The sequence below is a fragment of the Vibrio sp. VP6 genome (genome assembly GCF_028823755.1).
Lineage (GTDB): Bacteria > Pseudomonadota > Gammaproteobacteria > Enterobacterales > Vibrionaceae > Vibrio > Vibrio parahaemolyticus.
In genome coordinates this window covers 50,629-73,863 of the sequence record NZ_JAPEID010000023.1, presented here as the reverse complement: position 1 = coordinate 73,863, position 23,235 = coordinate 50,629, and the positions used below count along the sequence as shown (strand labels likewise).

At 45.9% G+C, this 23,235-nt stretch carries 28 protein-coding genes; 15 read left to right on the top strand and 13 right to left on the bottom strand.

From position 1 onward, the window contains the following. The first annotated feature begins 144 nt into the window (after positions 1-144). Both OU793_RS15355 and OU793_RS15350 read left to right on the top strand, forming a co-directional pair. Positions 145-492 (top strand): hypothetical protein, encoded by a 348-nt coding sequence (locus tag OU793_RS15355; RefSeq protein WP_005461912.1) that lies wholly within the window; start codon positions 145-147, stop codon positions 490-492. A 132-nt stretch (positions 493-624) separates the two neighbouring features. Continuing rightward, complete coding sequence (locus tag OU793_RS15350) at positions 625-759, top strand: hypothetical protein (protein WP_005461920.1); 135 nt, start codon at positions 625-627, stop codon at positions 757-759. An 86-nt stretch (positions 760-845) separates the two neighbouring features. On the opposite strand, the gene OU793_RS15345 is transcribed toward OU793_RS15350, so the two are convergent. The 3 genes from OU793_RS15345 to OU793_RS15335 form a co-directional block, all read right to left on the bottom strand. Then, the gene (locus OU793_RS15345; protein WP_005461975.1) at positions 846-1,460 is read right to left on the bottom strand and encodes a glutaredoxin domain-containing protein; all 615 of its coding nucleotides are present in this window, start codon (positions 1,458-1,460) and stop codon (positions 846-848) included. A gap of 44 nt (positions 1,461-1,504) precedes the next feature. Further along, complete coding sequence (locus OU793_RS15340; protein WP_005491704.1) at positions 1,505-2,362, bottom strand: DMT family transporter; 858 nt, start codon at positions 2,360-2,362, stop codon at positions 1,505-1,507. A gap of 474 nt (positions 2,363-2,836) precedes the next feature. Next, on the bottom strand, positions 2,837-3,808 hold the full coding sequence (locus OU793_RS15335; RefSeq protein ID WP_005498366.1) for a porin: 972 nt from the start codon (positions 3,806-3,808) through the stop codon (positions 2,837-2,839). 603 nt (positions 3,809-4,411) lie between these two features. Here OU793_RS15335 and OU793_RS15330 point away from each other — a divergent pair. Both OU793_RS15330 and OU793_RS15325 read left to right on the top strand, forming a co-directional pair. Continuing rightward, positions 4,412-5,440 carry a porin gene (locus OU793_RS15330; RefSeq protein ID WP_159404309.1) on the top strand — a complete coding sequence of 343 codons (1,029 nt, stop codon included), beginning with the start codon at positions 4,412-4,414 and terminating at the stop codon, positions 5,438-5,440. A 202-nt stretch (positions 5,441-5,642) separates the two neighbouring features. After that, positions 5,643-6,257 carry a fumarylacetoacetate hydrolase family protein gene (locus OU793_RS15325; RefSeq protein ID WP_069511499.1) on the top strand — a complete coding sequence of 205 codons (615 nt, stop codon included), beginning with the start codon at positions 5,643-5,645 and terminating at the stop codon, positions 6,255-6,257. Here the strand turns inward: OU793_RS15325 and OU793_RS15320 are convergent. The 3 genes from OU793_RS15320 to OU793_RS15310 form a co-directional block, all read right to left on the bottom strand. Continuing rightward, positions 6,254-6,565: an AzlD domain-containing protein gene (locus tag OU793_RS15320; protein ID WP_015313014.1), complete on the bottom strand. Its 312-nt coding sequence runs from the start codon at positions 6,563-6,565 to the stop codon at positions 6,254-6,256. The genes OU793_RS15325 and OU793_RS15320 overlap by 4 nt on opposite strands. Then, positions 6,565-7,275, bottom strand: a complete 711-nt coding sequence (locus OU793_RS15315; RefSeq protein ID WP_025509127.1) for an AzlC family ABC transporter permease — start codon at positions 7,273-7,275, stop codon at positions 6,565-6,567. Before OU793_RS15315 ends, OU793_RS15320 begins: the two co-directional genes overlap by 1 nt. 79 nt (positions 7,276-7,354) lie before the next feature. Next, positions 7,355-8,182, bottom strand: a complete 828-nt coding sequence (locus OU793_RS15310; RefSeq protein ID WP_180793924.1) for an AraC family transcriptional regulator — start codon at positions 8,180-8,182, stop codon at positions 7,355-7,357. A 228-nt stretch (positions 8,183-8,410) separates the two neighbouring features. On the opposite strand from OU793_RS15310, the gene OU793_RS15305 reads away from it, so the two are divergent. Both OU793_RS15305 and OU793_RS15300 read left to right on the top strand, forming a co-directional pair. Then, the gene (locus OU793_RS15305) at positions 8,411-9,043 is read left to right on the top strand and encodes a LysE family translocator (protein ID WP_140103854.1); all 633 of its coding nucleotides are present in this window, start codon (positions 8,411-8,413) and stop codon (positions 9,041-9,043) included. Between the two features lie 79 nt (positions 9,044-9,122). Further along, positions 9,123-9,545, top strand: coding sequence for a GNAT family N-acetyltransferase (locus tag OU793_RS15300; protein ID WP_021450717.1), 423 nt, complete (start codon positions 9,123-9,125; stop codon positions 9,543-9,545). A 103-nt stretch (positions 9,546-9,648) separates the two neighbouring features. On the opposite strand, the gene OU793_RS15295 is transcribed toward OU793_RS15300, so the two are convergent. After that, entirely contained in the window at positions 9,649-11,343 is a 1,695-nt protein-coding gene (locus tag OU793_RS15295) for a phospho-sugar mutase (protein WP_140103853.1), read from the bottom strand. A gap of 330 nt (positions 11,344-11,673) precedes the next feature. Here OU793_RS15295 and coxB point away from each other — a divergent pair, with 330 nt between their 5' ends. From coxB to OU793_RS15275, 4 genes are read left to right on the top strand one after another with little or no spacing between them, the layout of a single operon-like run. After that, the gene (coxB, locus tag OU793_RS15290; protein WP_140103852.1) at positions 11,674-12,837 is read left to right on the top strand and encodes a cytochrome c oxidase subunit II; all 1,164 of its coding nucleotides are present in this window, start codon (positions 11,674-11,676) and stop codon (positions 12,835-12,837) included. Continuing rightward, complete coding sequence (gene ctaD, locus OU793_RS15285; RefSeq protein WP_021450720.1) at positions 12,834-14,471, top strand: cytochrome c oxidase subunit I; 1,638 nt, start codon at positions 12,834-12,836, stop codon at positions 14,469-14,471. Before coxB ends, ctaD begins: the two co-directional genes overlap by 4 nt. Before the next feature lie 20 nt (positions 14,472-14,491). After that, positions 14,492-15,031 carry a cytochrome c oxidase assembly protein gene (locus OU793_RS15280; protein ID WP_005498389.1) on the top strand — a complete coding sequence of 180 codons (540 nt, stop codon included), beginning with the start codon at positions 14,492-14,494 and terminating at the stop codon, positions 15,029-15,031. A gap of 51 nt (positions 15,032-15,082) precedes the next feature. Further along, positions 15,083-15,967, top strand: a complete 885-nt coding sequence (locus OU793_RS15275; protein ID WP_015313021.1) for a cytochrome c oxidase subunit 3 — start codon at positions 15,083-15,085, stop codon at positions 15,965-15,967. Between the two features lie 8 nt (positions 15,968-15,975). On the opposite strand, the gene OU793_RS15270 is transcribed toward OU793_RS15275, so the two are convergent. Further along, positions 15,976-16,212, bottom strand: a complete 237-nt coding sequence (locus OU793_RS15270; RefSeq protein WP_005482739.1) for a DUF2909 family protein — start codon at positions 16,210-16,212, stop codon at positions 15,976-15,978. Here OU793_RS15270 and OU793_RS15265 point away from each other — a divergent pair. Genes OU793_RS15265 through cyoE form a run of 4 tightly spaced genes read left to right on the top strand, consistent with a single transcriptional unit; the run spans position 16,160 to position 19,460 of the window. Continuing rightward, positions 16,160-16,996 carry an SURF1 family protein gene (locus OU793_RS15265; RefSeq protein WP_180793923.1) on the top strand — a complete coding sequence of 279 codons (837 nt, stop codon included), beginning with the start codon at positions 16,160-16,162 and terminating at the stop codon, positions 16,994-16,996. The two genes, OU793_RS15270 and OU793_RS15265, sit on opposite strands and share 53 nt — an antisense overlap. Next, positions 16,993-17,529: a cytochrome oxidase biogenesis cluster protein gene (locus OU793_RS15260; RefSeq protein ID WP_159404310.1), complete on the top strand. Its 537-nt coding sequence runs from the start codon at positions 16,993-16,995 to the stop codon at positions 17,527-17,529. The genes OU793_RS15265 and OU793_RS15260 overlap by 4 nt, the downstream gene beginning before the upstream one ends. Before the next feature lie 10 nt (positions 17,530-17,539). Continuing rightward, positions 17,540-18,559, top strand: a complete 1,020-nt coding sequence (locus tag OU793_RS15255; RefSeq protein ID WP_021452553.1) for a heme A synthase — start codon at positions 17,540-17,542, stop codon at positions 18,557-18,559. Continuing rightward, positions 18,552-19,460 carry a heme o synthase gene (gene cyoE, locus OU793_RS15250; protein WP_005461901.1) on the top strand — a complete coding sequence of 303 codons (909 nt, stop codon included), beginning with the start codon at positions 18,552-18,554 and terminating at the stop codon, positions 19,458-19,460. The genes OU793_RS15255 and cyoE overlap by 8 nt, the downstream gene beginning before the upstream one ends. A gap of 77 nt (positions 19,461-19,537) precedes the next feature. Here the strand turns inward: cyoE and OU793_RS15245 are convergent, their stop codons facing one another. Both OU793_RS15245 and OU793_RS15240 read right to left on the bottom strand, forming a co-directional pair. Then, positions 19,538-20,011: an FKBP-type peptidyl-prolyl cis-trans isomerase gene (locus tag OU793_RS15245; protein WP_025510148.1), complete on the bottom strand. Its 474-nt coding sequence runs from the start codon at positions 20,009-20,011 to the stop codon at positions 19,538-19,540. Between the two features lie 13 nt (positions 20,012-20,024). Then, positions 20,025-20,657, bottom strand: a complete 633-nt coding sequence (locus OU793_RS15240; RefSeq protein ID WP_005482658.1) for a thiol:disulfide interchange protein DsbA/DsbL — start codon at positions 20,655-20,657, stop codon at positions 20,025-20,027. Positions 20,658-20,947: 290 nt separating this feature from the next. On the opposite strand from OU793_RS15240, the gene OU793_RS15235 reads away from it, so the two are divergent. Further along, positions 20,948-21,574, top strand: a complete 627-nt coding sequence (locus tag OU793_RS15235; RefSeq protein WP_005482692.1) for an OmpA family protein — start codon at positions 20,948-20,950, stop codon at positions 21,572-21,574. 91 nt (positions 21,575-21,665) lie between these two features. On the opposite strand, the gene OU793_RS15230 is transcribed toward OU793_RS15235, so the two are convergent. From OU793_RS15230 to OU793_RS15220, 3 genes are all read right to left on the bottom strand, one after another. Then, positions 21,666-22,025 carry a glutaredoxin gene (locus OU793_RS15230; protein ID WP_005461989.1) on the bottom strand — a complete coding sequence of 120 codons (360 nt, stop codon included), beginning with the start codon at positions 22,023-22,025 and terminating at the stop codon, positions 21,666-21,668. Between the two features lie 108 nt (positions 22,026-22,133). Beyond that, complete coding sequence (locus OU793_RS15225; protein ID WP_005482688.1) at positions 22,134-22,676, bottom strand: hypothetical protein; 543 nt, start codon at positions 22,674-22,676, stop codon at positions 22,134-22,136. Continuing rightward, the gene (locus OU793_RS15220; protein WP_025523141.1) at positions 22,663-23,208 is read right to left on the bottom strand and encodes a YaeQ family protein; all 546 of its coding nucleotides are present in this window, start codon (positions 23,206-23,208) and stop codon (positions 22,663-22,665) included. Before OU793_RS15220 ends, OU793_RS15225 begins: the two co-directional genes overlap by 14 nt. Positions 23,209-23,235: the final 27 nt, after the last annotated feature.

The window sequence follows — 23,235 nt, the reverse complement described above, 5'->3', positions numbered from 1 at the left end:
AAGTCAGGCTTAGTGAATGACTTGAGTCAATCGCACTGAACTTGTTTCAACCAAGGGAACAAGGTTTGGCGTGGTACTTTGATTCAAGCTAGCGCAGTAGTTTCTGCAAACTGACAACTCGCTCTCCAATCGTTAGGTGAAAGAATGCAACAAAACGAATTTGAAACACTGGTAAAAGAAATTACCTTGCAAGAAAACATGCCAAAGGCGCTAGAACTACTTAAAGCGTGTGAGGAAGAAGAAGTTGCACAAGCGGCAGAATCCCTAACTGGTCAGTTTGGTCTTGCAGAAGTTGATGGCGAAAAACGTATTTACCACATCACTCTACAAGAAGACGAGTCCGGGGTAGAGCAAGAATACGTTGAGCATGTCATGAATGAAGGCGACAACATGATTAAGTTTGCAGCTTGGTTTTTCGAAACTTTCTTTGAGATCAAGCAGAAAGACACCTACATGGCTGCAGGTAAAACTTACCAGCAACCGAAGCGATAAGCTGGCTTTCTAAAAAATCAAAAAGCACTTCCTGAAAGAAAATTACAAAATAAATGTGACAAGTGTCTTGTTTTTGCTTTATTGTGGTGTAAAATTACAACATAGTTAAGTCAATACATTCAGGAGAAGGTCATGGGTAACGAAATTGGTGGTGCTTACATTGGCCAGATGATTGCAAAAGATGCGATGCACAAAGCGCTTTACGGTAAAGCGAAGAAGAAAAAAGCTTCTATTTTTGCTCGTGTTATGAAAAAACTGGCGAATTAATGCAGAAAAGCCCTGATTGAAAAATCAGGGCTTTTTGTTTCTATCAACCAAATATTTATACGGTCTTTATGCTAGTGCGATAACGACTATGCCGATTGGCTTGGTATTTCTACGACGTTATTCGGCACCTTGTCTAATCCCTTTGCGGCTAACCACTTTTCTAGGTTATCTGCGCCTCCGACGTATTTTCCCTCTAACCAAATTTGCGGCACGGTCACTGGTGTTTTCTCACCGATGATCGCTTTAACTTCTGGGATCATTCTATACAGGGCAGCGCTGTCTTTGACGACATCGTGATACTCGTACTTAATACCAGCATCGTCGAGTAACTGTTTAGCTTTGACGCAATACGGACAAGTGGCTTTTCCGTAAACGATGTTGCCTTTCAGTTCATCACGTTTTACCCACTCCGAAATGACCGATTGCACGAGCACTCCTCGGTTTAGCGCTTCCCCTTGGCTCACGACTTTACCTTCAACCAGAAGAATAGGGGCGTGCCATGCACCGACTTTCAAAGGTTCCCACCAGTGAGATAACCAATCTTTCACTTCGAGTTCGACTGGTACATCCGCCAATTCGTTCGCGAAGGTGTCCACTAAAATATCTTTGGTTAGCGTACATTCTCCGCATGGGATGTTCACTTTGAACGGCCCCCAGTTGCCAGCCCAGCGATAAAGTGTGATTTTGATTGGTTGTGTCATAGGGTGTTCCTCATTTCCTTTCCTGAAAATATAGAACTCAAAAGCTAGATTTTTCTTTCAACTAACTTTGTCTTTTTTGCTTCCCAGTGCGTGATGAATGCAATCGACGCCACAATAATCGCAGCGCCTAGCCACAAACGACCAGGAGGCACCCATCCAAAGACCATCCATCCAGCCAGCACATTTAAAGGCAGTTTAGCGTGATCGAAGGGTTGAACGAAGGAAGCGTCCGCAACTGCGTAAGCTTTCACAATCGCCCATTGCGCTAATGCTGTTAGTGCACCAGCAAAAAGAAGGATCAGCCAAATAGTCCAGTCACTAGGCATGGTAAAGCTTGGTATCGCTAGCACAATATTGAAAGGCGTGATCAGTAACAACAAGTAAACCACCATGGTAGACGGTGGATCGTTTACCGACATCTTTTTCACCATCAAAGAATATGCTGCCCAAAAGAAGGCCGCCCCAACAGGCAGCAGAGTTGCCCAAGTGAAGGAGTCTGACCACGGCTCTAAGATGATCATGGCACCGATAAAGCCAGTTAGTGTGGCAAGCCAGCGTGCGGTGCCCACTTTCTCTTTCAAGATAAGCCCTGAGCCTACGGTCGCAAACAGCGGAGAAGTCATTAGCAGCGCAATGCCTTGCCAAATCGGAACAGGGTAAGCGAGCGCCCAAAGCCACAGTTGGATACCGATAACAGAGAGAAAAATACGAAAAGCGTGCCAGCCAAAATGTTGAGTTCTCAAAGAGCGTCGGATGCCTAGCGTTCTTAGATAAGGAAGAATAACGAACAACGCGATCGCGTATTGAAACAATGCAAAAGTGGTGGAAGACACACCAAAGTGGATGCTTGCGATTTGGGCAAAGCTATTCACGATGGCGAATGCCAATCCTGCAGTTAGCATCCAAGAAGCACCTTGAACAGGATGATGATTCAATTGAATATTTCCGGTTTGAAAGAGGTAGACGGATAATACGTCCTAAAGCTTTTTGCGCAAATAAAAAAATGCCTCCCAGAGGGAGGCGACATTACCAATTCAAAGGACGTGCCTGTCATTACAGGTACAAAGAACGAGAAGCACAAACGCTGCCATGCATTTGCATTTCTAGTATTGCAGAACACGTGCCAATTTTTATCTTTATGATTTATAAGTATTTTTATTTTATGGTGATGCCAAGGTTAGAAGGTATGCACTAAGTCAGTGATAAATTGCATTAAAAGAGGGCAGAAGTGGTGGCTCTGAGGCTCGTATTTTTTAGTGGAGCAGTGAAGGGGTAACAGAATAAAGATGAAAATTCATTGCTTTATCTGTGAGCACCACAAAAAATGGCCGACAAAAGTGCCGGCCAAGTGGACTCGCTCTTAGGACAAGAGTGAATTAGAAGTCGTAACGTACACCTAGGCGTAGCGTATCTTCGCCTTCAGTCACTAGACCAGATGTTGCGTCTTTCACTTCATCAAGTTGGTTGATGTAGTAAGAAAGGTAAGTACGGAAGTTACTGTTTAGTTTGTAGTAACCAACTAGCTCGATACCTTCAACTGAGTCGTATTTTGAGCCGTTGTCTGGATCGTTTTCTTGTGCAGTGTAAAGTGCTGCTAGCGTTACTTTGCTTGCTACTTTGTAGCTAGCAACCAACTCGTAAGCAGTAAAGTCTTCAGAATCTGTTAGTGAGCCTTGAGAGTACGTACCCGCTAGGTATAGGTTATCTAGAGAGTAAGCGATACCACCTAGGATTTGGTCTTCAGAGTTGTTCTTATCTACGTCGCCGCCAGAGTAAGCCAGACCCAAATCTAGCCCCATTGGCAGAGAGTACATACCAGAGATGCCGTATTTGTCTTGGCTATCACCAGAGTTTGCTTGGTAAGTTGCTTGAAGTTGCAGTGCATCAAACTCACCACGGTATGCGAATACGCTGTCTTGCTTATCAGAAGAAGAATCAATCACTTGCTGAACGCCAGAAAACTCAGTGATATCCGTCATGTCTGAGATGATCACGGCAGCCATGTCTTGACGGCCTACAGAGAATGCGCCAACGTCAGTATTTACACCAGCGTACATGTAACGGTTTTTGAACTCGCTTTTACCTGTCTTTTGTTCTGCTTCGTACACACCGAATGCAGACATGCCGTTGCCGATGTCAGTTTTACCTTTAAGGTTAAGACGAGCGCGGCTTTGGTCTTCCATTGAGCCTTCTACTTCCGCGCCATCTGAACCGATGAAGTCGCCACGAAACTCAACGCGACCGCCAACTTTTAGCTCAGTGCCGTCGTTTTTGTAAACTGTTGCTGCGAAAGATGGTGCTGATACCAATGCTGTTAGAATTGCAGTAGTTAGTGCTGCCTTTTTCATTTTCTTATTACCCTAGTTGTAATCGATGGGCTTACTTGCCCGATGTGTTGATGACGCTAAGGTAAACCGCGAAAATGAAAGATAGATTGCTATTAAGTTATGATTTTATTGCATTTTTATTTCTGGCACGTTTAAGCGCCTCTTTAGAAAAGGTGCATAACTAGAAGGGTTTTAGCTTTTTCGTGCTTGATTACTGACCACAATTTTTCCAAAAAGTTCCTGAAGGTGTTTTAAATTCGCAAATGTAAGCAAATATTTCTTAATCATCTGGCTCGATCATTTAAGTTTCAGAGGGTTATGAGATTTCGTGATCTTGCGCGTTACAAAACATTTCAATTTGTAAGGTTATCGACTGAATGAATGATAAGTTAGCAATCTAAACGTTTGCTTTCATTCGGTTTCTTATAATTTTTCACTCGGTTGCCGAAGAGTCTTCAAATAAAGTGGCGGCAGTTGTTGCGCAAAGGTAATTCAGTTTTGGCGGAAAAGATGCCCCAAAAAGCCTTTGTATACACCCGAAGCTATTGGCGTTCATTCGTACATAAATCCAAATGCTCAAGGTGCAAATCGACTAACCGACTAATAAATACATGGACTTAATAAATGAACAAAAAATTCCTAGCGGCAGCAATCGCAGCTGCAACATTCGGTACTCAAGCAGTAGCAGTGGAACTTTACAATAACGATGGCACTACGTTCTCTATTGGTGGCCATGTGTCTGTTAACCTGAACGGTTCAGAGCAAGGTGATGCTGACGTAGGCACAAACTCTCCACGTATCAACTTCACAGCAACTCAGGATCTAGGTAATGGCTTTACTGCTGACGCTCGTGGTGAATGGGCACTTAACTACCTAGATGGCGGCGAAAACTCATTCAAAACTCGTCTTGGTTACTTAGGTCTGACTCACGATACATACGGTCGTGCAGTGGGCGGTACGCAGTGGGCACCTTACTACGACGTAGCTGGCGTAGCAGATATGCCAATTGCATTTGCGAACGACTTTATCTATGACGACCACGGCAACCTAGGCACTGGCCGCGCAGAGAAAATGATCTCTTACCGCAACGCAATCGAACTTGGCGAAGCGGGCAAAATTAACGTTGGTCTAGGTTGGCAAGGTACGAACGAAGCGACGGATACGCACACATACGATGACCGCGTACAAGTTGCTATTTCTTACTCGATCATGGGCGCAAAAGTGGGTTACACGTACAACGGTGGCGACTTCCAAGATTCAGCGTACATCGGTAAGCATTCAGCTGAATCTCACCTAGTCTCTGAGGCATACGGTTCTTACGGTCAAGGCTTGTACCTAGCAGCGGTTTACGGCTCGAACGAAAACATGAACTTCGACGGTAAAACTCGTCTAGCTGAAAGCGACGCGTACGAAGCGTTGATCGCTTATGCACTACCTAATAGCCTAAATCTGAGCATCAACTACGAAATGGTTGAAGGCAAAGACGTGAAAGGCGCGAAGACAGAAACGGCTCGTGAAGAAATGGCGCTGCAAGCAGAATACAACTTCACACCTAAGTTTGTGGGTTATGCGGGTTACCAGTTTGACTTGAACGACGCTAACGACCGCAAAACTGATGACAAATGGGCACTTGGTGCACGTTACTACCTATAATTGTCGTTACAGTTATCGATTCAAAAGCCAGCGTGATGCTGGCTTTTTTCGTTTTTTCGAAGAATCAACATGCGTTTCAAACTGATGACACAAAACATAAAACGGGCTGAATGTCTTATTTTCGATACTTCAGAGCGCGTTCTAGTGTTGTTCCATCAAAAGGTTAGATTATGATGATGTTTTTGTTTTGCAGGGAAGATCAATGAGCGTCATTCAAGTTGAAGAAAAGAAAGTAGAAGTTGGAAAAGTGCTGTGTGTTGGACGTAATTACGTTGAGCACATCCATGAGTTGGACAATGCTATTCCAGAACAAATGGTGGTGTTTAATAAACCTTCTACCTCTGTATCGACGATCTTACGCTCATTTCATCAAGAACCTTTGCATTATGAAGCGGAAATCTGCTTTCTAATCAAAGACGGTCAATACGCCGCCGTGGGTTTGGGGCTAGATCTGACGAAACGCGGTCTGCAATCTTCTCTCAAAAAGCAAGGCTTGCCTTGGGAGCGAGCAAAAGCATTTGATGGCTCTGTAGTTTTTAGCCGCTTTGTGCCTCTTGAAGGCATTGATATTCATGACCTTAACTTAGAACTATTGATTAACTGTGTTCGTGTGCAAAAAGGCCACGTACAACAGATGCTGTATCCGCCATTTGCGATTTTGGATGAGCTAAGTAGCTACACAACTTTGCAAGACGGTGATGTGGTGATGACGGGAACGCCGCAAGGGGTTGGCGAAGTCCATCAAGGCGACGTCTTCCTTGGGCGTTTAAAATGTGGCGACGTCACCTTGTTAGAAATTGAGTGGGTGGCTGATTAAAGCCAAACGCGCAAAAGAAGAAACGCCACCATACTGACAACAGTCGTTAAGAGAACGTTTTTTGTCAAATAGGCGATCAACGCAGCTAATGTCGCAGCCAATAAAAACGGGTTTTGTACGCTGACACTGAGTTCCCCTTCGGGGATGAAGACAATCGGCGCCCAGATCGCGGTTAAAACGGCCGGACTCGCGTAGTTGAGAATCTTTTGTGTGCGCGTGCCGAGCTTTAATGGCAACTTCGGCTCGAGAAACAAGTATCGGCTTGTGAACACCAACAGCGTCATGAGTAAAATTGACAGCATAATCATTAGCGTTTCTCCTGTACTTGTTCGACAAAATAGCCTGTTAACATGGCTAAAATGCTCGAAATCATCAAACTTCCTTCCACTTGGTAATAGCTTAACGCGACTGAGCCTACCAAGGCCACTACGACGCTAGAAAGTACCGCTGCATTTTTAATCGTGGGTACGACAATCGCGATAAAGGTTGCGGCTACTGCAAATTCCAACCCCATTTCATTCAGTTCTGGGATTAGGCTACCTGCCACGATGCCTGTCAGCGTCGCAAGGTTCCAGAACAGATAGAAGCTCAATCCGGCCCCAAGTGCGTACCAGCGATTAAATTGTTCGTCAGAATGATGGCCAGCAATGGCAAACAGCTCGTCGGTTAACAGAAAACCAAGCGATAGCCGCCACTTAAGTGGAAGCGGTGCAATTTTACTGCGCATGGATACGCTGTAGAGAAAATGTCGTGAGGTGATGAAAAACGTGGTGAGCAACATAGTGGTTAGCCCCGCGCCCGCTTTTATCATTCCCATCGCGACGAGCTGAGCGGAACCCGCGAAAAGAATCGCGGATAACGCTTGTCCTTCTAGCGGGTGAAGCCCTGTATCAATCGCGAACGAACCTGCTAAGAGTCCCCAAGGCAGTACGGCAATACTCAACGGCATCATTGCGAGTGTGCCTTGCCAAAATAAAGTGGCTTTTGATTCTTCTTGTAACGGCAAAGTGTTATCCATTGTTTGTTCTTAATTGTTTTGAAGTCAGGCTATCAACGTAACGTGGTAGAGGCATCTCGCCTTGTACGATATTGCGGATTTAGCTAAAGCGAAGATATTGGCCCGGCGTGACGCCCATGGCTTTCTTAAAGTGTCGATGCAGGTGGCTTTGATCATGAAAACCACATTCTTGTGCGACATCAGAGATGCTCTGCCCTTGTTTGAGCAGCTTTTTCGCCATACGTAAACGTTGCTGGATCTGGTAAGCATGAGGCGGAAAGCCAAATTGCTTTTGAAATTCGCGCAGTAAGTGAAAAGGGCTCAGCCCAGCCAGTTTCGCGAGTTCTTCCAGCGACACATCGGTTTGTGGAAAGTCTTCTAAAAACTCCTTTACAAGCTGTAACTGTCGTTGCGCTTTGGTGGATTCTTTTAGTGGTGCGCGGTGAGTGCTGTGTTTACTCGCCAATTTGATCAACGTACCGTACACCAAGGTTTCTCGCAGCAGTCGATTGTCCGATTTTTCTAGAGTCTCAAACACCAAGCGCAATTGGCTTGCCAGTTCGGGATCATGAACCACAGGTTGAGGGAAATAGGGCAGCGAGATATTGGGTGAGCCAAGCTCTTGCCCCAAGGTTTGAAATTGTTCTGGCACAGGATACATTGCTTTGTATTCCCAGCCCCCCTCGGTTGCTGAATGGCCGTTATGCACTTCATCAGCGTTAACTAAGATAATGCTGTTTTGTGGTGCAATGTGGTTGCCGCCAGTGCGGAAAAATTGTTGAGCGCCTTTTTCGATCACACCAATGGTGTAGCCTTCGTGACTGTGCCGAGAGAAGTTCTGCTTTTCATACTTAGCATCTAGCAGCTCCAAACCACCAAGTTCTTGAGCAATTTTGAATGTCGCGATTTCCTTGTTCTTTTCTTTCATTGTTTCCAATCTGCTCGAGAAGTCCGTCATACGAGTGTAACGTATCCATCGTGCTTATTTTTGTACAAAATTGCTATTCAGTATCGTTAAAAAGGTTAATTGTTTTTATATGAGTGAATTGGTGATTTATCCTTTCTAAATATGGCTACATTTAAAGGTATTTAATCTGGTCGAGTTTGATTTATTGGTATAAGATTCGCCGCCTTGTTGTAGAAAACCTGTTCCATCATGATCGATTTATCTGTACTTCCTATTTATCTCACGGCGGTTATCGCCTTATTGCTTTTGCCTGGCCCTGATATGTTGCTGATTGCGAGCTCAAGTATGAGCTACGGCAAAAAGGTTGGCCTATTTGCCAGTCTGGGGAACGCGACGTCTGGCCTTATCCTTACTTTACTTGCTGCGATGGGGGTTTCAACCCTGATTGCGATGAGCCCTGTGGCACTCAAAGTACTTCACCTTTTAGGTGGTGCGTACCTACTTAAAATGGGTTGGGATTGCTTGAGAGCAGAAGCGTCATCTGCTCCAGAGCTTGATCAAAAAAATAAGATGGCATCGACCTACTATCAACGTGCATTAATGAGCAATTTGCTCAACCCTAAAGCGTTGGTCTTTTTTGTGATGTTTTTGCCTCAGTTCGTTTCGAGCAATATTACCGCTTCATCCGGCGAGCAGATGCTGGCGCTTGGTTTGTTGTTGAACGTTCTTGGCCTTTTGTTCAACCTGTTATTGGTAGCGTTGGCTGGTACATTAGGGAAAGGGTTGCTGGAGAATGAGAAGTTCCGCACTTACCAGCACAAACTTATGGGGTTGGTGTTTGTGATCCTCGCTTTGTGGATGTTGAGCAGCTTCGTGCTATAAACCTATCAAATTCAATCGGAAAGCCAGCAATTGCTGGCTTTTTGTTTTAGGATAGAAACGTTTTCCAAGGAGAGGATGTATGAAACTTGAATTTTGTTTAAACCCAGAGCAAGCTGATCTTGATTGCGTTCGTGATGGCATTCGATCATATAACCGCAAGCACTTACCTGAAGGAGAAGTGAATGCGGTGGGTTGCTTTGCAAAAGATGAAGACGGCAAAATCATTGGCGGCCTTACTGGGGAAATGTTTAAAAATACGGTTTTTGTGGAGTTCTTGTGGGTGGACGCAGAAAGCAGAACATCGGGCTTAGGCAGTAAACTGATGGCAATGTTAGAGCAGCATGTGAAGCCGTATGGCGTGACTCATATTTATTTAGATACTTACAGCTTCCAGGCGCTCGATTTCTACCTCAAATTGGGCTTTGAAAAAGTAGGGCAGTATTCCGGTTATCCGGCTGAGGGAATCCACAAATACTTCCTCCAAAAAGAAATCGCAGATTAGTCGCTACTGATGTTTAGCTTGTTAGGAATCCAGAAAAAGAGGCGCGAACAGCGCCTCTTTTAGTATGTAGTCATGAGCTTGTCATGACTACTCGTTGAGAGGGTTACAAGCTTTTTTGGTGTGCGTCGATCAGCGCGTTCATTTTGGCTTCCGCAGCTTGTTGCGCTTGCTCGTAGCTCATGTCAGCAGGGAAGTCACTGATGACTTCGTAGTAACATTTCAACTTAGGCTCAGTACCAGAAGGACGAACGATTACGCGAGATTTGTCTTCGAGATGATAAATCAGCACATCACTTGCTGGTAAATCAATCGTCTCTTCTGAACCATCCTCAAATGTACGAACGGAAGTTTTCAAGTCCTCAGTTACCGATACTTTCTTGCCTGCAATTTCGCTCGGTGGATTTGCACGTAGCTTGTCACCAATTGGTGGCGAGTTTGGATCCAACGCAATACTACGCTGAGCGTTAAAGTAAAAACCGTGTTGACGGTAAAGCGCTTCCAACTTGTCCCACAGTGTTTTGCCTTGTGCTTTGAGCTTTCCGGTTAATTGCGAAAACGCAACAATCGCGGACAAACCATCTTTATCCCACACCTTGTTGCCAACGGTGTAGCCGAGCGCCTCTTCGTAAGCAAACAAGAACGGATGTTGCTCGGTTTCTTGGCTCATCGCGACATTGGTTAGCCATTTAAAGCCTGTTAGCGTTTGGTAATACTCTGCGCCATGCGCTTTTGCGATGCTGCTCAAGAGGCGAGATGACACGATGGTGTTACCGACCAGTGAGTTCGGCTGTTGCTCTAGCAAGTAATCACCAAACAATGAACCAACTTGGTCGCCAGTTAACATTTGGTATTCACCGTCTGGGCGTTTTACGGCGACGGCGAAACGATCTGCATCTGGGTCGTTAGCACAGGCGATATCCGCATCTACGGATTTACCGAGCGCCATGACCATGTCCATTGCCCCTGCTTCTTCTGGATTTGGGAAGTTAACTGTAGGGAATGTGCCATCAGGTTCGCGCTGCTCCGCAACACTGGCCACTTTTTTAAAGCCAGCGTCAGCAAGTAACGTTTCTGCCATGTCTGCGCCAACACCGTGCATCGCAGTGTAAGCGATAGAAATATCGGTGTTGCTATCAGGAGTCAGCAGAGCATTTTCGTTCATGGTTTTACGGTAAGTTTGGTAGTAATCGTCTTCCAACCAAACCAGTAAGCCTTGTTGTTTAGCATCGTCTAAAGACATCAACGGCAGAGGCTTTGTGGTCGCTTCATCAATTTTTGCCGCGATGCCTGAGTCGTGAGGTGGAATGATTTGCGCGCCATTTTCCCAATACACTTTGAAGCCGTTGTATTCGGGTGGATTGTGGCTAGCGGTTACAACAACGGCCGCTGCAGCATTCATTGTGCGTACACCAAAAGCAACAATAGGCGTTGCCGCGACTTGGTAGGTTAGGTAAACCTTGATACCGAGTGCTGTTAAGACAGAAGCAGTATCGTGCGCGAACTGTTTAGAATCTGGTCGGCCATCGTAACCAATAACAACGCCGCGACTCGCTGCATCTTGCATTTGTTCAAGCAAATAGTGGCCGAGACCTGTGGCAGTTTCTTGAATCACCAAACGGTTCATTCGGTTTGGACCTGCGCCCACTTTGCCACGAAGACCCGCGGTACCAAAGGCAAGACGGGAGCCGAAGCGGTCAGAAAGTTCTTGTTCATTATTCGTATCAACGAGGTGCTGAAGCTCTTCACGAGTTTTAGGGTCAGGATCTCGCGCTAGCCATTGAGTAATTAGTGCTGTCATATCTTTCATTCCTTAGCAGGGGGAGCCTACTTGTTTGGACACTTTTTCTGAAAAAGTATCCAATGTTTTCTTTTACTTTAATGTAAATGGTTCTCAATTCCGTTTCAAAGAGGGCAATCGATAAACCGAACTTATTTTTCCTGTCTGAACAAAATTTAATCACATTTAATTTCTTGAAGAACTTTGGAACTATAACTAGCCTTTTAACATAAATATAACAAACTGTGTCGAAATCGTATTTTTTGTGATTTTTCGTAAAGTTGTTCGATATTTGCAATGGGACGCAAGGAAGCTCGCGTAAGCGTAGCGGCTGAGCAGAGGAGAGATCTTTTGAAAAGATTAGCGACTACTCTAGCCATACCACTGAGTGTGATTTTAATCACATTCTCCTCCTACGGTTGGTCAAAGGACAATGAACTCAACATGACCAAAGGGGTCACGGCGATAAGCGAGCAAGTGTATGAATTACATATGCTCATTTTCTACATTTGTTGCGCGATAGCCTTGGTTGTTTTTGGTGTTATGTTCTATGCCATCATCCGTCATCGCAAATCAAAAGGTGCAGTTGCCGCACATTTCCACGAAAGCACCAAAGTGGAAATTATTTGGACTGTAATCCCTATCATCATTCTTGTCGCGATGGCGATTCCCGCAACGAAAACTTTAGTCGCAATGGAAGACACTAGCCAATCGGATATCACTATTCAAATCACAGGTTCGCAATGGAAGTGGCATTACAGCTACTTTGGTGAAGATGTGGAATTTTTCAGCTTGCTCGCAACCAGCCAAAAGCAGATTGACGGTATAGAGATGAAAGGCGCGCATTACTTGCTTGAAGTGGATAACCCGCTCGTGCTCCCTGTGAATCGTAAAGTGCGATTTTTACTGACCTCAGACGATGTGATTCACTCTTGGTGGGTACCTGATTTCGCCGTGAAAAAAGACACCATCCCGGGTTTCATCAACGAGGCTTGGACGCGAATTGATGAGCCGGGCGTTTATCGTGGTCAGTGTGCAGAGCTTTGTGGACGAGCTCATGGCTTTATGCCAATCGTAGTCCATGCCATGCCGGAAGAAGAATTCGATCAGTGGCTCTCGGGCAAGAAAGAAGAAATAGCGATGCAAAAAGCCGCGGCGCAAGAGGCGCTAACTCAAGACTTGTCGATGGATGAGCTCATGGCGCAAGGCGAAGCGATTTACTCGGCGCGTTGTGCTGTTTGTCACCAAGCTAATGGTGAGGGTATTCCGGGGGCGTTCCCTTCAATTAAAGGCAGTCCTGTCGCGACAGGTGATGTCGCCGAACATATCGGCGTGGTTGTTGATGGCCGCGCAGGGACGGCGATGCAGTCTTTTGCTAACCAACTTAGTGATCAAGAAATTGCTGCGGTAATTACCTACCAACGCAATGCTTGGGGAAATGATACTGGCGATACGGTTCAAGCGGCCGACGTCAATGCCTTTAAGGCACAAAAAAGTGCCAAGGAGGAAATATGAGTAAGCCAGCAGACAAAGCCGTAAAATCGGCTCCCGTTGAAGCGCATACCGCAGCAAACGCAACAATTGCGCTAGACGACCACGATTCGCACGACGCGCCAAAAGGTATTGCTCGTTGGTTGTATTCCACCAACCATAAAGACATCGGCACGTTGTATCTTTGGTTTAGTTTCACCATGTTCCTAACGGGTGGTGCGATGGCAATGGTCATTCGTGCGGAGCTGTTTCAGCCGGGTTTGCAGCTTGTCGATCCGCAATTTTTTAATCAGATGACAACGGTTCACGGTTTGGTGATGGTGTTTGGTGCGGTCATGCCCGCGTTCACTGGATTAGCAAACTGGATGATCCCGATGATGATCGGCGCGCCTGATATGGCGCTGCCACGTATGAATAACTTGAGCTTTTGGATTCTGCCATTTGCGTTTCTCATTCTGTTGAGCTCATTGTTCTTACCGGGCGGTGCACCGAATTTCGGCTGGACGTTTTACGCGCCGCTATCGACTACGTATGGGCCAGACAGTACTGCGCTGTTTGTGTTCTCTGTGCATATCATGGGTATCAGCTCCATCATGGGGGCGATTAACGTCATCGTGACGATTGTCAACATGCGCGCACCTGGCATGACATGGTTTAAGTTGCCGATGTTCGTTTGGACTTGGTTGATCACTGCATTCTTACTTATTGCCGTCATGCCAGTGTTGGCGGGTGCGGTGACGATGGTACTGACCGATAAGTACTTTGGTACCAGCTTCTTTGATGCTGCGGGCGGCGGCGATCCTGTGATGTTCCAACACATTTTCTGGTTCTTTGGTCACCCAGAAGTGTACATCATGATTTTGCCGTCGTTCGGGATCATCTCGGCCATTCTTCCTGCATTTAGTGGCAAAAAGCTGTTTGGCTATCACTCTATGGTGTACGCAACATGCAGTATCGCGCTTCTTTCTTTCCTTGTGTGGGCACACCACATGTTCACGACAGGCATGCCCGTGTTTGCAGAACTGTTCTTTATGTACTGCACCATGTTGATTGCGGTACCGACCGGAGTAAAAGTGTTTAACTGGGTCGCAACCATGTGGCGTGGCGCATTGACCTTTGAAACGCCAATGTTGTTTGCGATTGCGTTTATTGTTCTGTTCACTATCGGTGGTTTCTCGGGTTTGATGCTTGCTATTGTGCCGGCGGATTTCCAGTACCACGATACCTATTTTGTGGTTGCGCACTTCCATTATGTCTTGGTGTCTGGCGCGGTCTTCTCGATCATGGCGGCGTCGTATTATTGGTTGCCGAAATGGACGGGGAATATGTACGACCACAAGTTGAGTTTGTGGCATTTCTGGTGCTCAGTCATTTCCGTCAATGTCCTTTTCTTCCCGATGCATTTTTTAGGTTTGGCGGGCATGCCGCGAAGAATCCCTGATTACGCGATTCAATTTGCGGATGTGAACCAAATCGTATCTATCGGCGGCTTTGCCTTTGGTTTGTCGCAACTGATTTTCTTGTGGGTCGTGATCAAGTGCATTCGTGGCGGAGAGAAAGCGTCGGCCAAACCTTGGGAGCGTGCAGAAGGATTAGAGTGGACTGTGCCAAGCCCTGCGCCTCATCACACCTTTAGTACGCCGCCTAAAGTGGATTAACGGAACGAGAGGCGAAGAACATGGCAGAAAAATCATCCCACAAAAAGCTCACGATAAAGTTAGTGCTGGCCACTTTTGCCATGTTCGGGTTCGGTTTTGCGCTCGTGCCGCTCTATGACGTGATGTGTGATGCGTTAGGCATCAACGGTAAAACCAGTGATGTTGCAGCGATTCAACCTACGGGGATGCAACCCGATTTGAGCCGGACGATTCGTGTGGAGTTTATGGCACACGTCAACCCAGATATGCCGTGGGAGTTTAAGCCGAAAGTCATTTCGATGAATGTTCATCCAGGTGAAGTCGTGCAAACTGAATACTTGGCATTTAACGAAAGTGGACAAAGGCTCGTGGGGCAGGCGGTGCCTTCCGTTTCTCCCGGCAACGGTGCAGCTTACTTCAACAAAATAGAGTGCTTTTGTTTTACGCAACAGCCGCTGGATGGAAAGCAGCACGCTCAGATGCCATTGATTTTCTATATTGAGCCCGATTTGCCGGACTCAATACATACATTAACGCTGTCTTATACACTCTACAAACTTCCTCCTCCCACAGGCAGTTAGCCTCTCAAGGAGTGAGATACAGGCCAAATAGTGTCTGTAAGGAGAGAACTGATGAGTAATAAACCTGGAACCTATTACGTTCCTGCTCAAAGTAGTTGGCCGATCATTGGCGCGTTTGCTCTGTTTTTAGTCGCCGTCGGTGCGGGCATGACAGTGCAAGGTACTCAAAGCGATGGTGCGGTCGGTGTTGTTGGTCGCATTGTGCTTGCCGTAGGCTTTTTGTTTCTGCTTTACATGTTGGCAGGGTGGTTTAGTAACGTCATCACCGAATCGTTGACGGGCAAATACAGCGCGCAGATCACTCGATCATTTCGTCAGGGGATGAGTTGGTTCATCTTTTCAGAAGTGATGTTCTTTGGCGCGTTTTTCGGAGCACTGTTTTACGCCAGAATGGTGTCTGTCCCTTGGTTAGGAGGGGCTGATAATAACCTCATGACCAATGAAGTATTGTGGCCAAGCTTTGAAGCCATGTGGCCGCTCACAACAACGCCAAGTGGGGAAAGCACCCAAGCGATGCCTTGGCAAGGTATTCCGCTCACTAACACCATTATTTTGCTTCTCTCTTCTATCACGTTACACATGGCACACATCAGTTTGGAGAAAAACCGACGCACAGCGTTAGTCGTGTGGCTTGAAATCACCATCGTGTTGGCGGGCTTTTTCTTGTTCTATCAAGCCAAAGAGTACATTCACGCTTATCAGGAAATGGGGCTGACACTTCAATCGGGGGTTTATGGCAATACCTTCTTTATGCTTACAGGTTTTCATGGCATGCACGTTTGTCTTGGCACCATATTCTTAACTGTATTGCTGTTTAGAATCGCGAAGGACCACTTTTCTCCTACTAATCATTTCGCATTTCAAGCAGGCAGTTGGTACTGGCATTTTGTTGATGTGGTATGGCTATGCCTGTTTGTTTTTGTTTATGTGTTGTAGTGACAGAGTCAGTAAGGACGTGGATTGGGCGCAAGCCAACCCGAGCTTAACGCAATCAAAAGAAGGATGACCACTAACGCAGAAAACATCACACGACGACCGAGATAGTGGCTCATGGGTTTTGTTGGCTTGTCCGGATTATCTGGGTCTTCTCGAACCATTTCGATAAGCGCTTTTGCGAGGTTGAAGATAATGAAAAGCAGCAAAAGGACCAGCGTTAATTTGAATAGGAATACGGTGGACATAGTACCTCCGGTTTCTTCGTCTTGGTTATCGCACAAGTTATGGCTATCGAAGCGGTTTGGTATTGCAGTTTGCTTAACTGTGGTTGTGTTTTCTCTGTTGGTCAAACTTGGATTTTGGCAACTAGAAAGAGGTCAGGAGAAACAAGCGCTTGAACAAGCGATACTCGCTCGGGCTGATTCCCCGTATCAATCTCTCACTTCAGTCCTTGATAACAATGACTGGCGAGAGGAGAGCGTGATTGGCGTGAAAGTGCAAGCGGAGGCAAAGCCAGAACCGTTGCCAGTGGTTTTGCTCGATAACCAAACCTTTCAAGGCAAAGTGGGTTATCTCGCATACCAAGTGGTTTCTGTCGGTCAGGACCCAATAACCTTAGCGCTTTTAGAATTGGGTTTCGTCGAAGGGCGGCGAACTCGTGATTCTTTACCAACCGTAACGACGTTGAAGAGCCCCACAAACGTAACCGGACGTTTGTATCGCAAATCAATGAATCCGTTAAGCTCAGAATTGATGCCAGAAATGGGAGAGGGGATTCGAGTCCAAAACCTCAATATTTCCGAGCTCAATGAGTTGTTGAATGTAGAGCTGATGCCGGCAGTGTTGCAGCCAGACAACCTAGAAAACTGGGCATATCCATTTCCTTGGAATCCACTTCCACTCACGAGCGCGAAACATTTTGGGTATGCCGTACAGTGGTTTGCGATGGCTGGTGTGTTATTACTGCTCACAATGGTTGTGTGTATTCGATGGTTTAGAAAAGCAGCATCACAAGGAGGTGAGGCATGACATCTCAAGTTACAAAAGGGCGGTTTGTGCCTATCGCACTGATTTGCTTATTCGCCTTACCAGCGATTGTTGCAAAGTTGATTTTGGCGCAAGGCTGGTACGAAACGGGCGTGACAAACCGAGGAAAGCTCATCGAACCGTACACAACGTTAGCGCAGTTAGGCCAATCTGCTCCATCGGCGGTGCACGGTTGGCAACTGGCTTATGTGGTGCCTGATTCTTGCGACAGCCAATGTCAAAGACAACTCTATTTACTCAAACAAAGCCATGTTGCTTTAGGCAAGTATCAAGAACGCGTTGTGCCAGTTTTGTGGACTTCTACAACATCAGACACGATAGAAATGCCGATGGAAACCATGGCAATGAATGAGAACGTGGCGGCAAAAGTGCAGCAAGGGCAAGTGCTGATTGTGGATCCTCTGGGGCAACTGGTGATGTCGTACACCGCAGAGCCAAACGAAGATTTGGTCAAACTCAGCAAAGATATGCTGGCGGATTTGCGTAAGTTGCTCAAATTGTCGCGAGTGGGATAGGGAGCGCATCATGACGTTAACAAAGTTGGTTAGATTAAGTTTGTGCCTGACGTTAGTCGTCATCATGTTGGGCGCCTATACCCGTTTGTCAGATGCGGGGTTGGGGTGTCCTGACTGGCCGGGGTGTTATGGTCACTTTTCTGTACCACACCATGAAGACGATGTTCTGCGCGCCAACATCAATTTTCCAGAACGCGAGATTGAGCATGAAAAAGCGTGGCTAGAGATGATTCATCGCTATTTTGCTGGAACACTCGGCATGGTGATTTTTGCTATTACCGTTATTGCTATTCGAACTGAACGCGTGAACCCATCCATTCCTATTCTGCTCAGCTTTTTGGTTGTGGGGCAGGCGATGTTAGGTATGTGGACGGTGACTCTAAAACTGATGCCTGTCATTGTCATGCTTCATCTGCTTGGTGGGTTCACCTTACTCGCGCTGCAAGCGGTGTTTTATTGCCAACTGAAAGCGAGAGACAATCTTTATTTTTCCCCCTCCTCTCGGTCGGTTAGGTTGTTTTCGGTGTTTGCCTTTTTGGTTGTGTTCTCCCAAGTGTTGCTCGGCGGTTGGACTTCATCAAACTACGCGGCTTTGATGTGTACAACGTTGCCCATTTGCGAAGGAGATTGGATGAACTACTTGGATTGGAAAGAGGCGTTCTCTTTCTGGCAAACGGGGCACGACAATTATGAATTTGGTGTGTTGGAATACCCCGCGAGGATGACAATTCATGTCTCTCATCGAATCGGCGCGATGGTCACCGCAGTGGTTGTCCTGACGTATTGTGTGGTGTTGATGAAACAAGACTCGCACCATTCACAGAAAGTCGGCATGTGGCTTGGGATGGCGCTGGCTTGCCAGATTACGCTTGGTATTAGCAACGTGGTGTTTCAGTTACCGATTTACATCGCAGTGGCTCATAACCTGGGTGCTGCAATCATGTTGAGCCTGATTTGTGTCAGTCAGTTTTATTTGTGGCAAGGAAAAGCCGATTGGAATTATGCAGTGAAAGGAGTTCGCTATGAGTAAGGAAATTGCGTTAACACTCGATAGTCGAAAGCGTCTCGGCTCAACGTACTTAAAACTGACTAAACCTAAAGTTGTCGCGCTAATGTTAGTCACCGCCATTGTTGGCATGAGCTTGGCTCCGGTCACTGATTTTCCTTGGATTCAAGCATCCATCGGATTGATTGGAATAGGACTAATGGCTGGTTCTGCCGCGGCATTTAATCATCTTATTGACCGCAGAATTGATGCAAGAATGGCTCGTACTCATACGCGTCCTTTACCGTCGGGAGATACCAATCCCTTGTCGGTTGCGATTTTTGCCGTGGCAATCGGCGTGGTTGGTTTTGTACTCCTATATGCTTGGGTAAACGCGCTCACAGCGTGGATGACGTTTTTGAGTTTACTGGGCTATGCGGTGGTTTACACCATGTATTTGAAGCGAGCAACGCCGCAAAATATTGTGATTGCTGGCATTGCCGGTGCGATGCCGCCACTCTTAGGTTGGACAGCGGTGACGGGTGAGCTGCATGGTAACGCTTGGCTATTGGTGATGATCATCTTCATCTGGACACCGCCACATTTCTGGGCTCTCGCGATACATCGAGTGGAAGATTACCGCAAGGTCGACATTCCCATGCTGCCGGTAACCCATGGCATTGAATACACCAAAACATCGATCTTACTTTACACGGTATTGCTCACATTGGTGTGCGTGATGCCTGTATTGGTGGGGATGGTCGGTTTTATCTATCTCTTTTCAGCATTGCTGCTAAATGCGGGTTTCATTTATCACGCGTGGAAACTCAAGTTTGCCCCCGAGCCTAATAGCGCAATAGAGACATTTAAGTTCTCCATTTATCATCTGTTGGCGCTGTTTGTTGCGCTCCTAGCCGATCACTATATTGGAATGGTGTTGCAGTAAGCGAATAACTTAATGGTATATCTGCTAATAAAAACGCCGCGAAAAGTGCGGCGTTTTTTATTGTACGAGAGGAAAGATTACTGAATCTCTAACAACTCAACATCAAAAATCAAAACACTTGCAGGTGGAATTGGCCCCGTACCATTTTTGCCGTAGCCAAGTGTGCTCGGTACAAATAGACGGATTTTCTCGCCCACAACCATGTATTGAAGACCTTCTTGCCAGCCTTTAATTACTTGGTTCAAACCAAATGTAATTGGCTCGCCACGATTTACTGAACTATCGAAAACAGTGCCATCGATAAGCGTGCCGTGGTAGTGCACTTTCACTTTACTTGTTGCGGTTGGGTGAACGTCACCTGTACCTTTTTCTAGTACTAGGTATTGAAGCCCGCTCTCTGTCGTGGTCACGCCTTCTTTTTTCGCATTTTCTAATAGGAAAGCTTGGCCTTTTGCAAAGTTCTCATCTGCCACTTTGTGGTTTGTCCAAGTGCGGTAAATGAAAAATGCAGCTAAAACAAAAATAATGATAGGAAACAAAAATTTAGACACGTTGACTCCTTGTCTATTTAGGTTGCTTAAGCAAATAGTTAATAGTTTCTGCCATTGCCTCAACGCTGTCATGGCCGCCAGTAATCACTTGGTACTTACCGTTTACGATAAACGCTGGCACAGAATTGATTTGGCCACGAGTAGTGATGGATTCAGCTTTAGTGATGTATTCAAACAGTTTTTCCTGTTGAGCTTCATCAAGATGGTATGGGCTGATCAAGTTACGAGATTCAAAAGCTTTCTCTACCGCTTGTTGACGCTCTTCTGCTGTTGCATCTGCGCCCATTTGAACCGCTGCAAATAAATCAGCCATGAATGCTTTATCTGGTGTTGCGTCGAGCTGCATGACAGCAGTGTAGAAGATAATTGCGCTGATCTGAGCACTTTCATTGAAAGTCACGTGCATCTTTTCAACTTTTTGCTCTGTTAGCGATTCAATTTGAGGGACAAACTCTTCCATTGAACGACAATGGCCGCAAGTTAAGGCAAAAGCTTCGGTTAGTGGCGCTAGATTGTATTCTTGAAGAGAAACAGGCAACACTTCGTATTGCTTACCTTGTTGTGGCTGACTATTGCCGCTGTCACATGCTGACAGAGCCGCAATAGCGGCAAATAAAGCGACGCCTTTTGAGATAGTTTTAAACATAACAACGCTCTGAATGAGAAATTTACGGTAGTTTATCGGTTAACGATAGCGACTAAAACCATTAAATAACAATAAAGTGAGACGATTAGTAACAGATTGGTGTGGATATAACCGAATAGTGACATGGTGTTAGCAAATTGGATGTTTACTGTGTTGCAGCTTAGGCGACAAGCTCGAACTGAGAATGGCACGAACGGTGCATATAAAACAATCAAACAACGAAAAACACTAAAGAATATGTATTTTTCGTCGACATAGTGAACAAGAATTCTTTCTACGTTGGTAACGGTATGAAGCATTGGTTTTTCATTGTCTGTGGCATTCTTAGTGGGTGTAGCAGCCTTAATCCAGACATGGTTCCGGGTGGGAATATGTTGGATACAGCCCCAAAAACAAACACCGAGCTGAGACACCCTGAGTGGGGGTATGCGAGTGCATCTCACGTTTCGACGGCTCCACGTGTTAATCAGACGGCGAGGGCGGCCGAAAAAAAGTCTAACAACGTGACCTCACTAGAAATGTTCTTGGATAGACACAATATCCCGCATGAGACGATCGGTGGTGGTCACCTTATGATTCGTTTAAAAGAGCAAGTGCATTTTCAGACGGGGTCGGCGCAATTGTCGTCAAACTCACAAGATTGGTTACGAAAGCTGGGGCACTATTTAGCAGGCAGAACCGATGTGGATGTGGTGATTGATGGCCATGCCGATAGCACTGGTGCGGCGAGTTTCAATGATACGCTCTCCGAAAAACGAGCTCGTGAAGTAGAAAAACAAATGCTAGCGAGTAGCATTCCGCGTCAGCGCGTTTTCTCTCGCGGATTCGGCGAATATGTGCCGCAATGTAGCAATGCCACATCAAGCGGTAAAGCGTGTAACCGACGTGTTGAGTTGATGCTGATTGTCGATGAGTAGGCCGCCAGTCGGTTTCGAAGCAAAAACATCAAAATAGAAAAGAGGCACCAAATGGTGCCTCTTTTACATCCGCCAATGTTCTTAGGGGGAACTAGGCAAATTCTTTTTCAAGATAAGCGACAATGTCTGATGACTCATAAAGCCATTGCGTTTCGCCATCTTTTTCAATACGAAGACAAGGCACTTTCACGCGACCGCCACCTTGTTCAAGTTCAGCGCGGTGAGTTGGGTCATTCTTCGCATCACGTAATTCGATATTAACGGATTGTCGTTTCATCGCACGTCGTACTTTGACGCAAAAAGGGCAAGCTTCAAACTGATATAACGCGTATTGCTTTGCTTTGTCATCGACGTTGCTCTGTGCTTCGTTCGTGCGTTTGATGCCACGAGGAGAAAAGACAGCGTTCAGCAATAAAATGATTTTGCCTAAAATCCAACGGATAAACTTCATAATGATCCCTTGATGCTCAGTGTATGAATCCTTAACAATGCAAACATGATGCTTGTTGCATTGGAGACGCAGTCTATCAGTTGTTTCGTATTGATAAAACCATGTATTTTATGAGGAAAAGAGTCGCTTCAACCAGCCGAAAAAGCCATTTGATGCTGTTGGGTTTGCCTCTTTACCTAAATAGAAGCTTTGCATTAGCTCTGTTCTGAACGCGTCAACATCAATACGTTTAATCACAAGTTCGTGCTGTAATGTGTTTTGTGTCTGCTCCGCGTGATCGTGCGCTAAGCTAAAATCCATGTTCAGATAGCCTTGAGTGAAGAGCCACAAATGGGTGATCAGAACAAGATCTTCTGCCGATTGATTGGTGAATTTGTCTGCCTGCTCATCCCCAAGCGTATCTGCCAAGACCTTTTGCATTTGCTGTGTCGAATGAGCGTGTTGTTCATACAACGCACTTGCTTCGATATGGGATTTCGTCAGGAGCCCGAGTAGGTGAAGCACTGGATTCGTTGCTGGCTTGTTTTCACATACGCGTGCAAACAACGGAGCTTGTTCTTTCAACCAACGCTTCTTGGCAGCTTTATGCTCATCAACGAAGGGAATCTTTTTGATTCCCATTTGTTTAATCAGTTCACTAAGGGGCGTCATGACTTTGCAGTTCCTTCACTGTTACTTCGACGTGTTGATCGTTCACATCAACAAAAATAGAGGTGCCGGTAATCATAACAGAAAGGTTTGTACCACGGTCAAGGTGCTGACAAATCATATCGATAGCGTCGTAGTCAAAGCTTTCTACGCTTACTGGAAGCATTGAAAACTTACCTGACATTTTCTCCCACCACACCGGTGCTTTAGTATTGTACGTATAGACCTTGACCTGCTTGGCTAGGCGACAGGCTTTTTTGATTCGATCTGGTTCGGGTTCGCCGATCTCAATCCAATGAGTGATGCTTTGGTCATCTGCAACATGCCATAAATCTGGCTCTTCCGTGGTTGAGAGGCCTTTGGTAAATTCCAAGTCTTTTTGGGCATTAAGGCAGAAAGCCAAGATACGAGCCAGCATGCGTTGAGGTTTTTCAGAGGGATGCAGAGCGATAGTAAGGTTCTTGGAATCGTAGTAATCGTTATTCATATCGGAAAGAGCGATACGAAATTTATAAATGGTTGGTTTTAGAGCCATGGGTTTATATCGTTTTTATGGGCGAAA

Coding starts and splice junctions, on each gene's coding strand:
- OU793_RS15310 (WP_180793924.1), bottom strand. CDS start 8,182: ATGAAAGAAAAGAACAAGGAAATCGCGACATTCAAAATTGCTCAAGAA.
- OU793_RS15255 (WP_021452553.1), top strand. CDS start 17,540: ATGACGTTAACAAAGTTGGTTAGATTAAGTTTGTGCCTGACGTTAGTC.
- OU793_RS15235 (WP_005482692.1), top strand. CDS start 20,948: ATGAAGCATTGGTTTTTCATTGTCTGTGGCATTCTTAGTGGGTGTAGC.
- OU793_RS15340 (WP_005491704.1), bottom strand. CDS start 2,362: ATGCTAACTGCAGGATTGGCATTCGCCATCGTGAATAGCTTTGCCCAA.
- OU793_RS15315 (WP_025509127.1), bottom strand. CDS start 7,275: ATGGATAACACTTTGCCGTTACAAGAAGAATCAAAAGCCACTTTATTT.
- OU793_RS15305 (WP_140103854.1), top strand. CDS start 8,411: ATGATCGATTTATCTGTACTTCCTATTTATCTCACGGCGGTTATCGCC.
- OU793_RS15330 (WP_159404309.1), top strand. CDS start 4,412: ATGAACAAAAAATTCCTAGCGGCAGCAATCGCAGCTGCAACATTCGGT.
- OU793_RS15335 (WP_005498366.1), bottom strand. CDS start 3,808: ATGAAAAAGGCAGCACTAACTACTGCAATTCTAACAGCATTGGTATCA.
- OU793_RS15350 (WP_005461920.1), top strand. CDS start 625: ATGGGTAACGAAATTGGTGGTGCTTACATTGGCCAGATGATTGCAAAA.
- ctaD (WP_021450720.1), top strand. CDS start 12,834: ATGAGTAAGCCAGCAGACAAAGCCGTAAAATCGGCTCCCGTTGAAGCG.
- OU793_RS15320 (WP_015313014.1), bottom strand. CDS start 6,565: ATGATTATGCTGTCAATTTTACTCATGACGCTGTTGGTGTTCACAAGC.
- OU793_RS15280 (WP_005498389.1), top strand. CDS start 14,492: ATGGCAGAAAAATCATCCCACAAAAAGCTCACGATAAAGTTAGTGCTG.
- OU793_RS15230 (WP_005461989.1), bottom strand. CDS start 22,025: ATGAAGTTTATCCGTTGGATTTTAGGCAAAATCATTTTATTGCTGAAC.
- OU793_RS15225 (WP_005482688.1), bottom strand. CDS start 22,676: ATGACGCCCCTTAGTGAACTGATTAAACAAATGGGAATCAAAAAGATT.
- OU793_RS15260 (WP_159404310.1), top strand. CDS start 16,993: ATGACATCTCAAGTTACAAAAGGGCGGTTTGTGCCTATCGCACTGATT.
- cyoE (WP_005461901.1), top strand. CDS start 18,552: ATGAGTAAGGAAATTGCGTTAACACTCGATAGTCGAAAGCGTCTCGGC.
- OU793_RS15270 (WP_005482739.1), bottom strand. CDS start 16,212: ATGTCCACCGTATTCCTATTCAAATTAACGCTGGTCCTTTTGCTGCTT.
- OU793_RS15240 (WP_005482658.1), bottom strand. CDS start 20,657: ATGTTTAAAACTATCTCAAAAGGCGTCGCTTTATTTGCCGCTATTGCG.
- OU793_RS15300 (WP_021450717.1), top strand. CDS start 9,123: ATGAAACTTGAATTTTGTTTAAACCCAGAGCAAGCTGATCTTGATTGC.
- OU793_RS15325 (WP_069511499.1), top strand. CDS start 5,643: ATGAGCGTCATTCAAGTTGAAGAAAAGAAAGTAGAAGTTGGAAAAGTG.
- OU793_RS15265 (WP_180793923.1), top strand. CDS start 16,160: ATGAAAAGCAGCAAAAGGACCAGCGTTAATTTGAATAGGAATACGGTG.
- OU793_RS15220 (WP_025523141.1), bottom strand. CDS start 23,208: ATGGCTCTAAAACCAACCATTTATAAATTTCGTATCGCTCTTTCCGAT.
- OU793_RS15345 (WP_005461975.1), bottom strand. CDS start 1,460: ATGACACAACCAATCAAAATCACACTTTATCGCTGGGCTGGCAACTGG.
- OU793_RS15275 (WP_015313021.1), top strand. CDS start 15,083: ATGAGTAATAAACCTGGAACCTATTACGTTCCTGCTCAAAGTAGTTGG.
- OU793_RS15295 (WP_140103853.1), bottom strand. CDS start 11,343: ATGACAGCACTAATTACTCAATGGCTAGCGCGAGATCCTGACCCTAAA.
- OU793_RS15355 (WP_005461912.1), top strand. CDS start 145: ATGCAACAAAACGAATTTGAAACACTGGTAAAAGAAATTACCTTGCAA.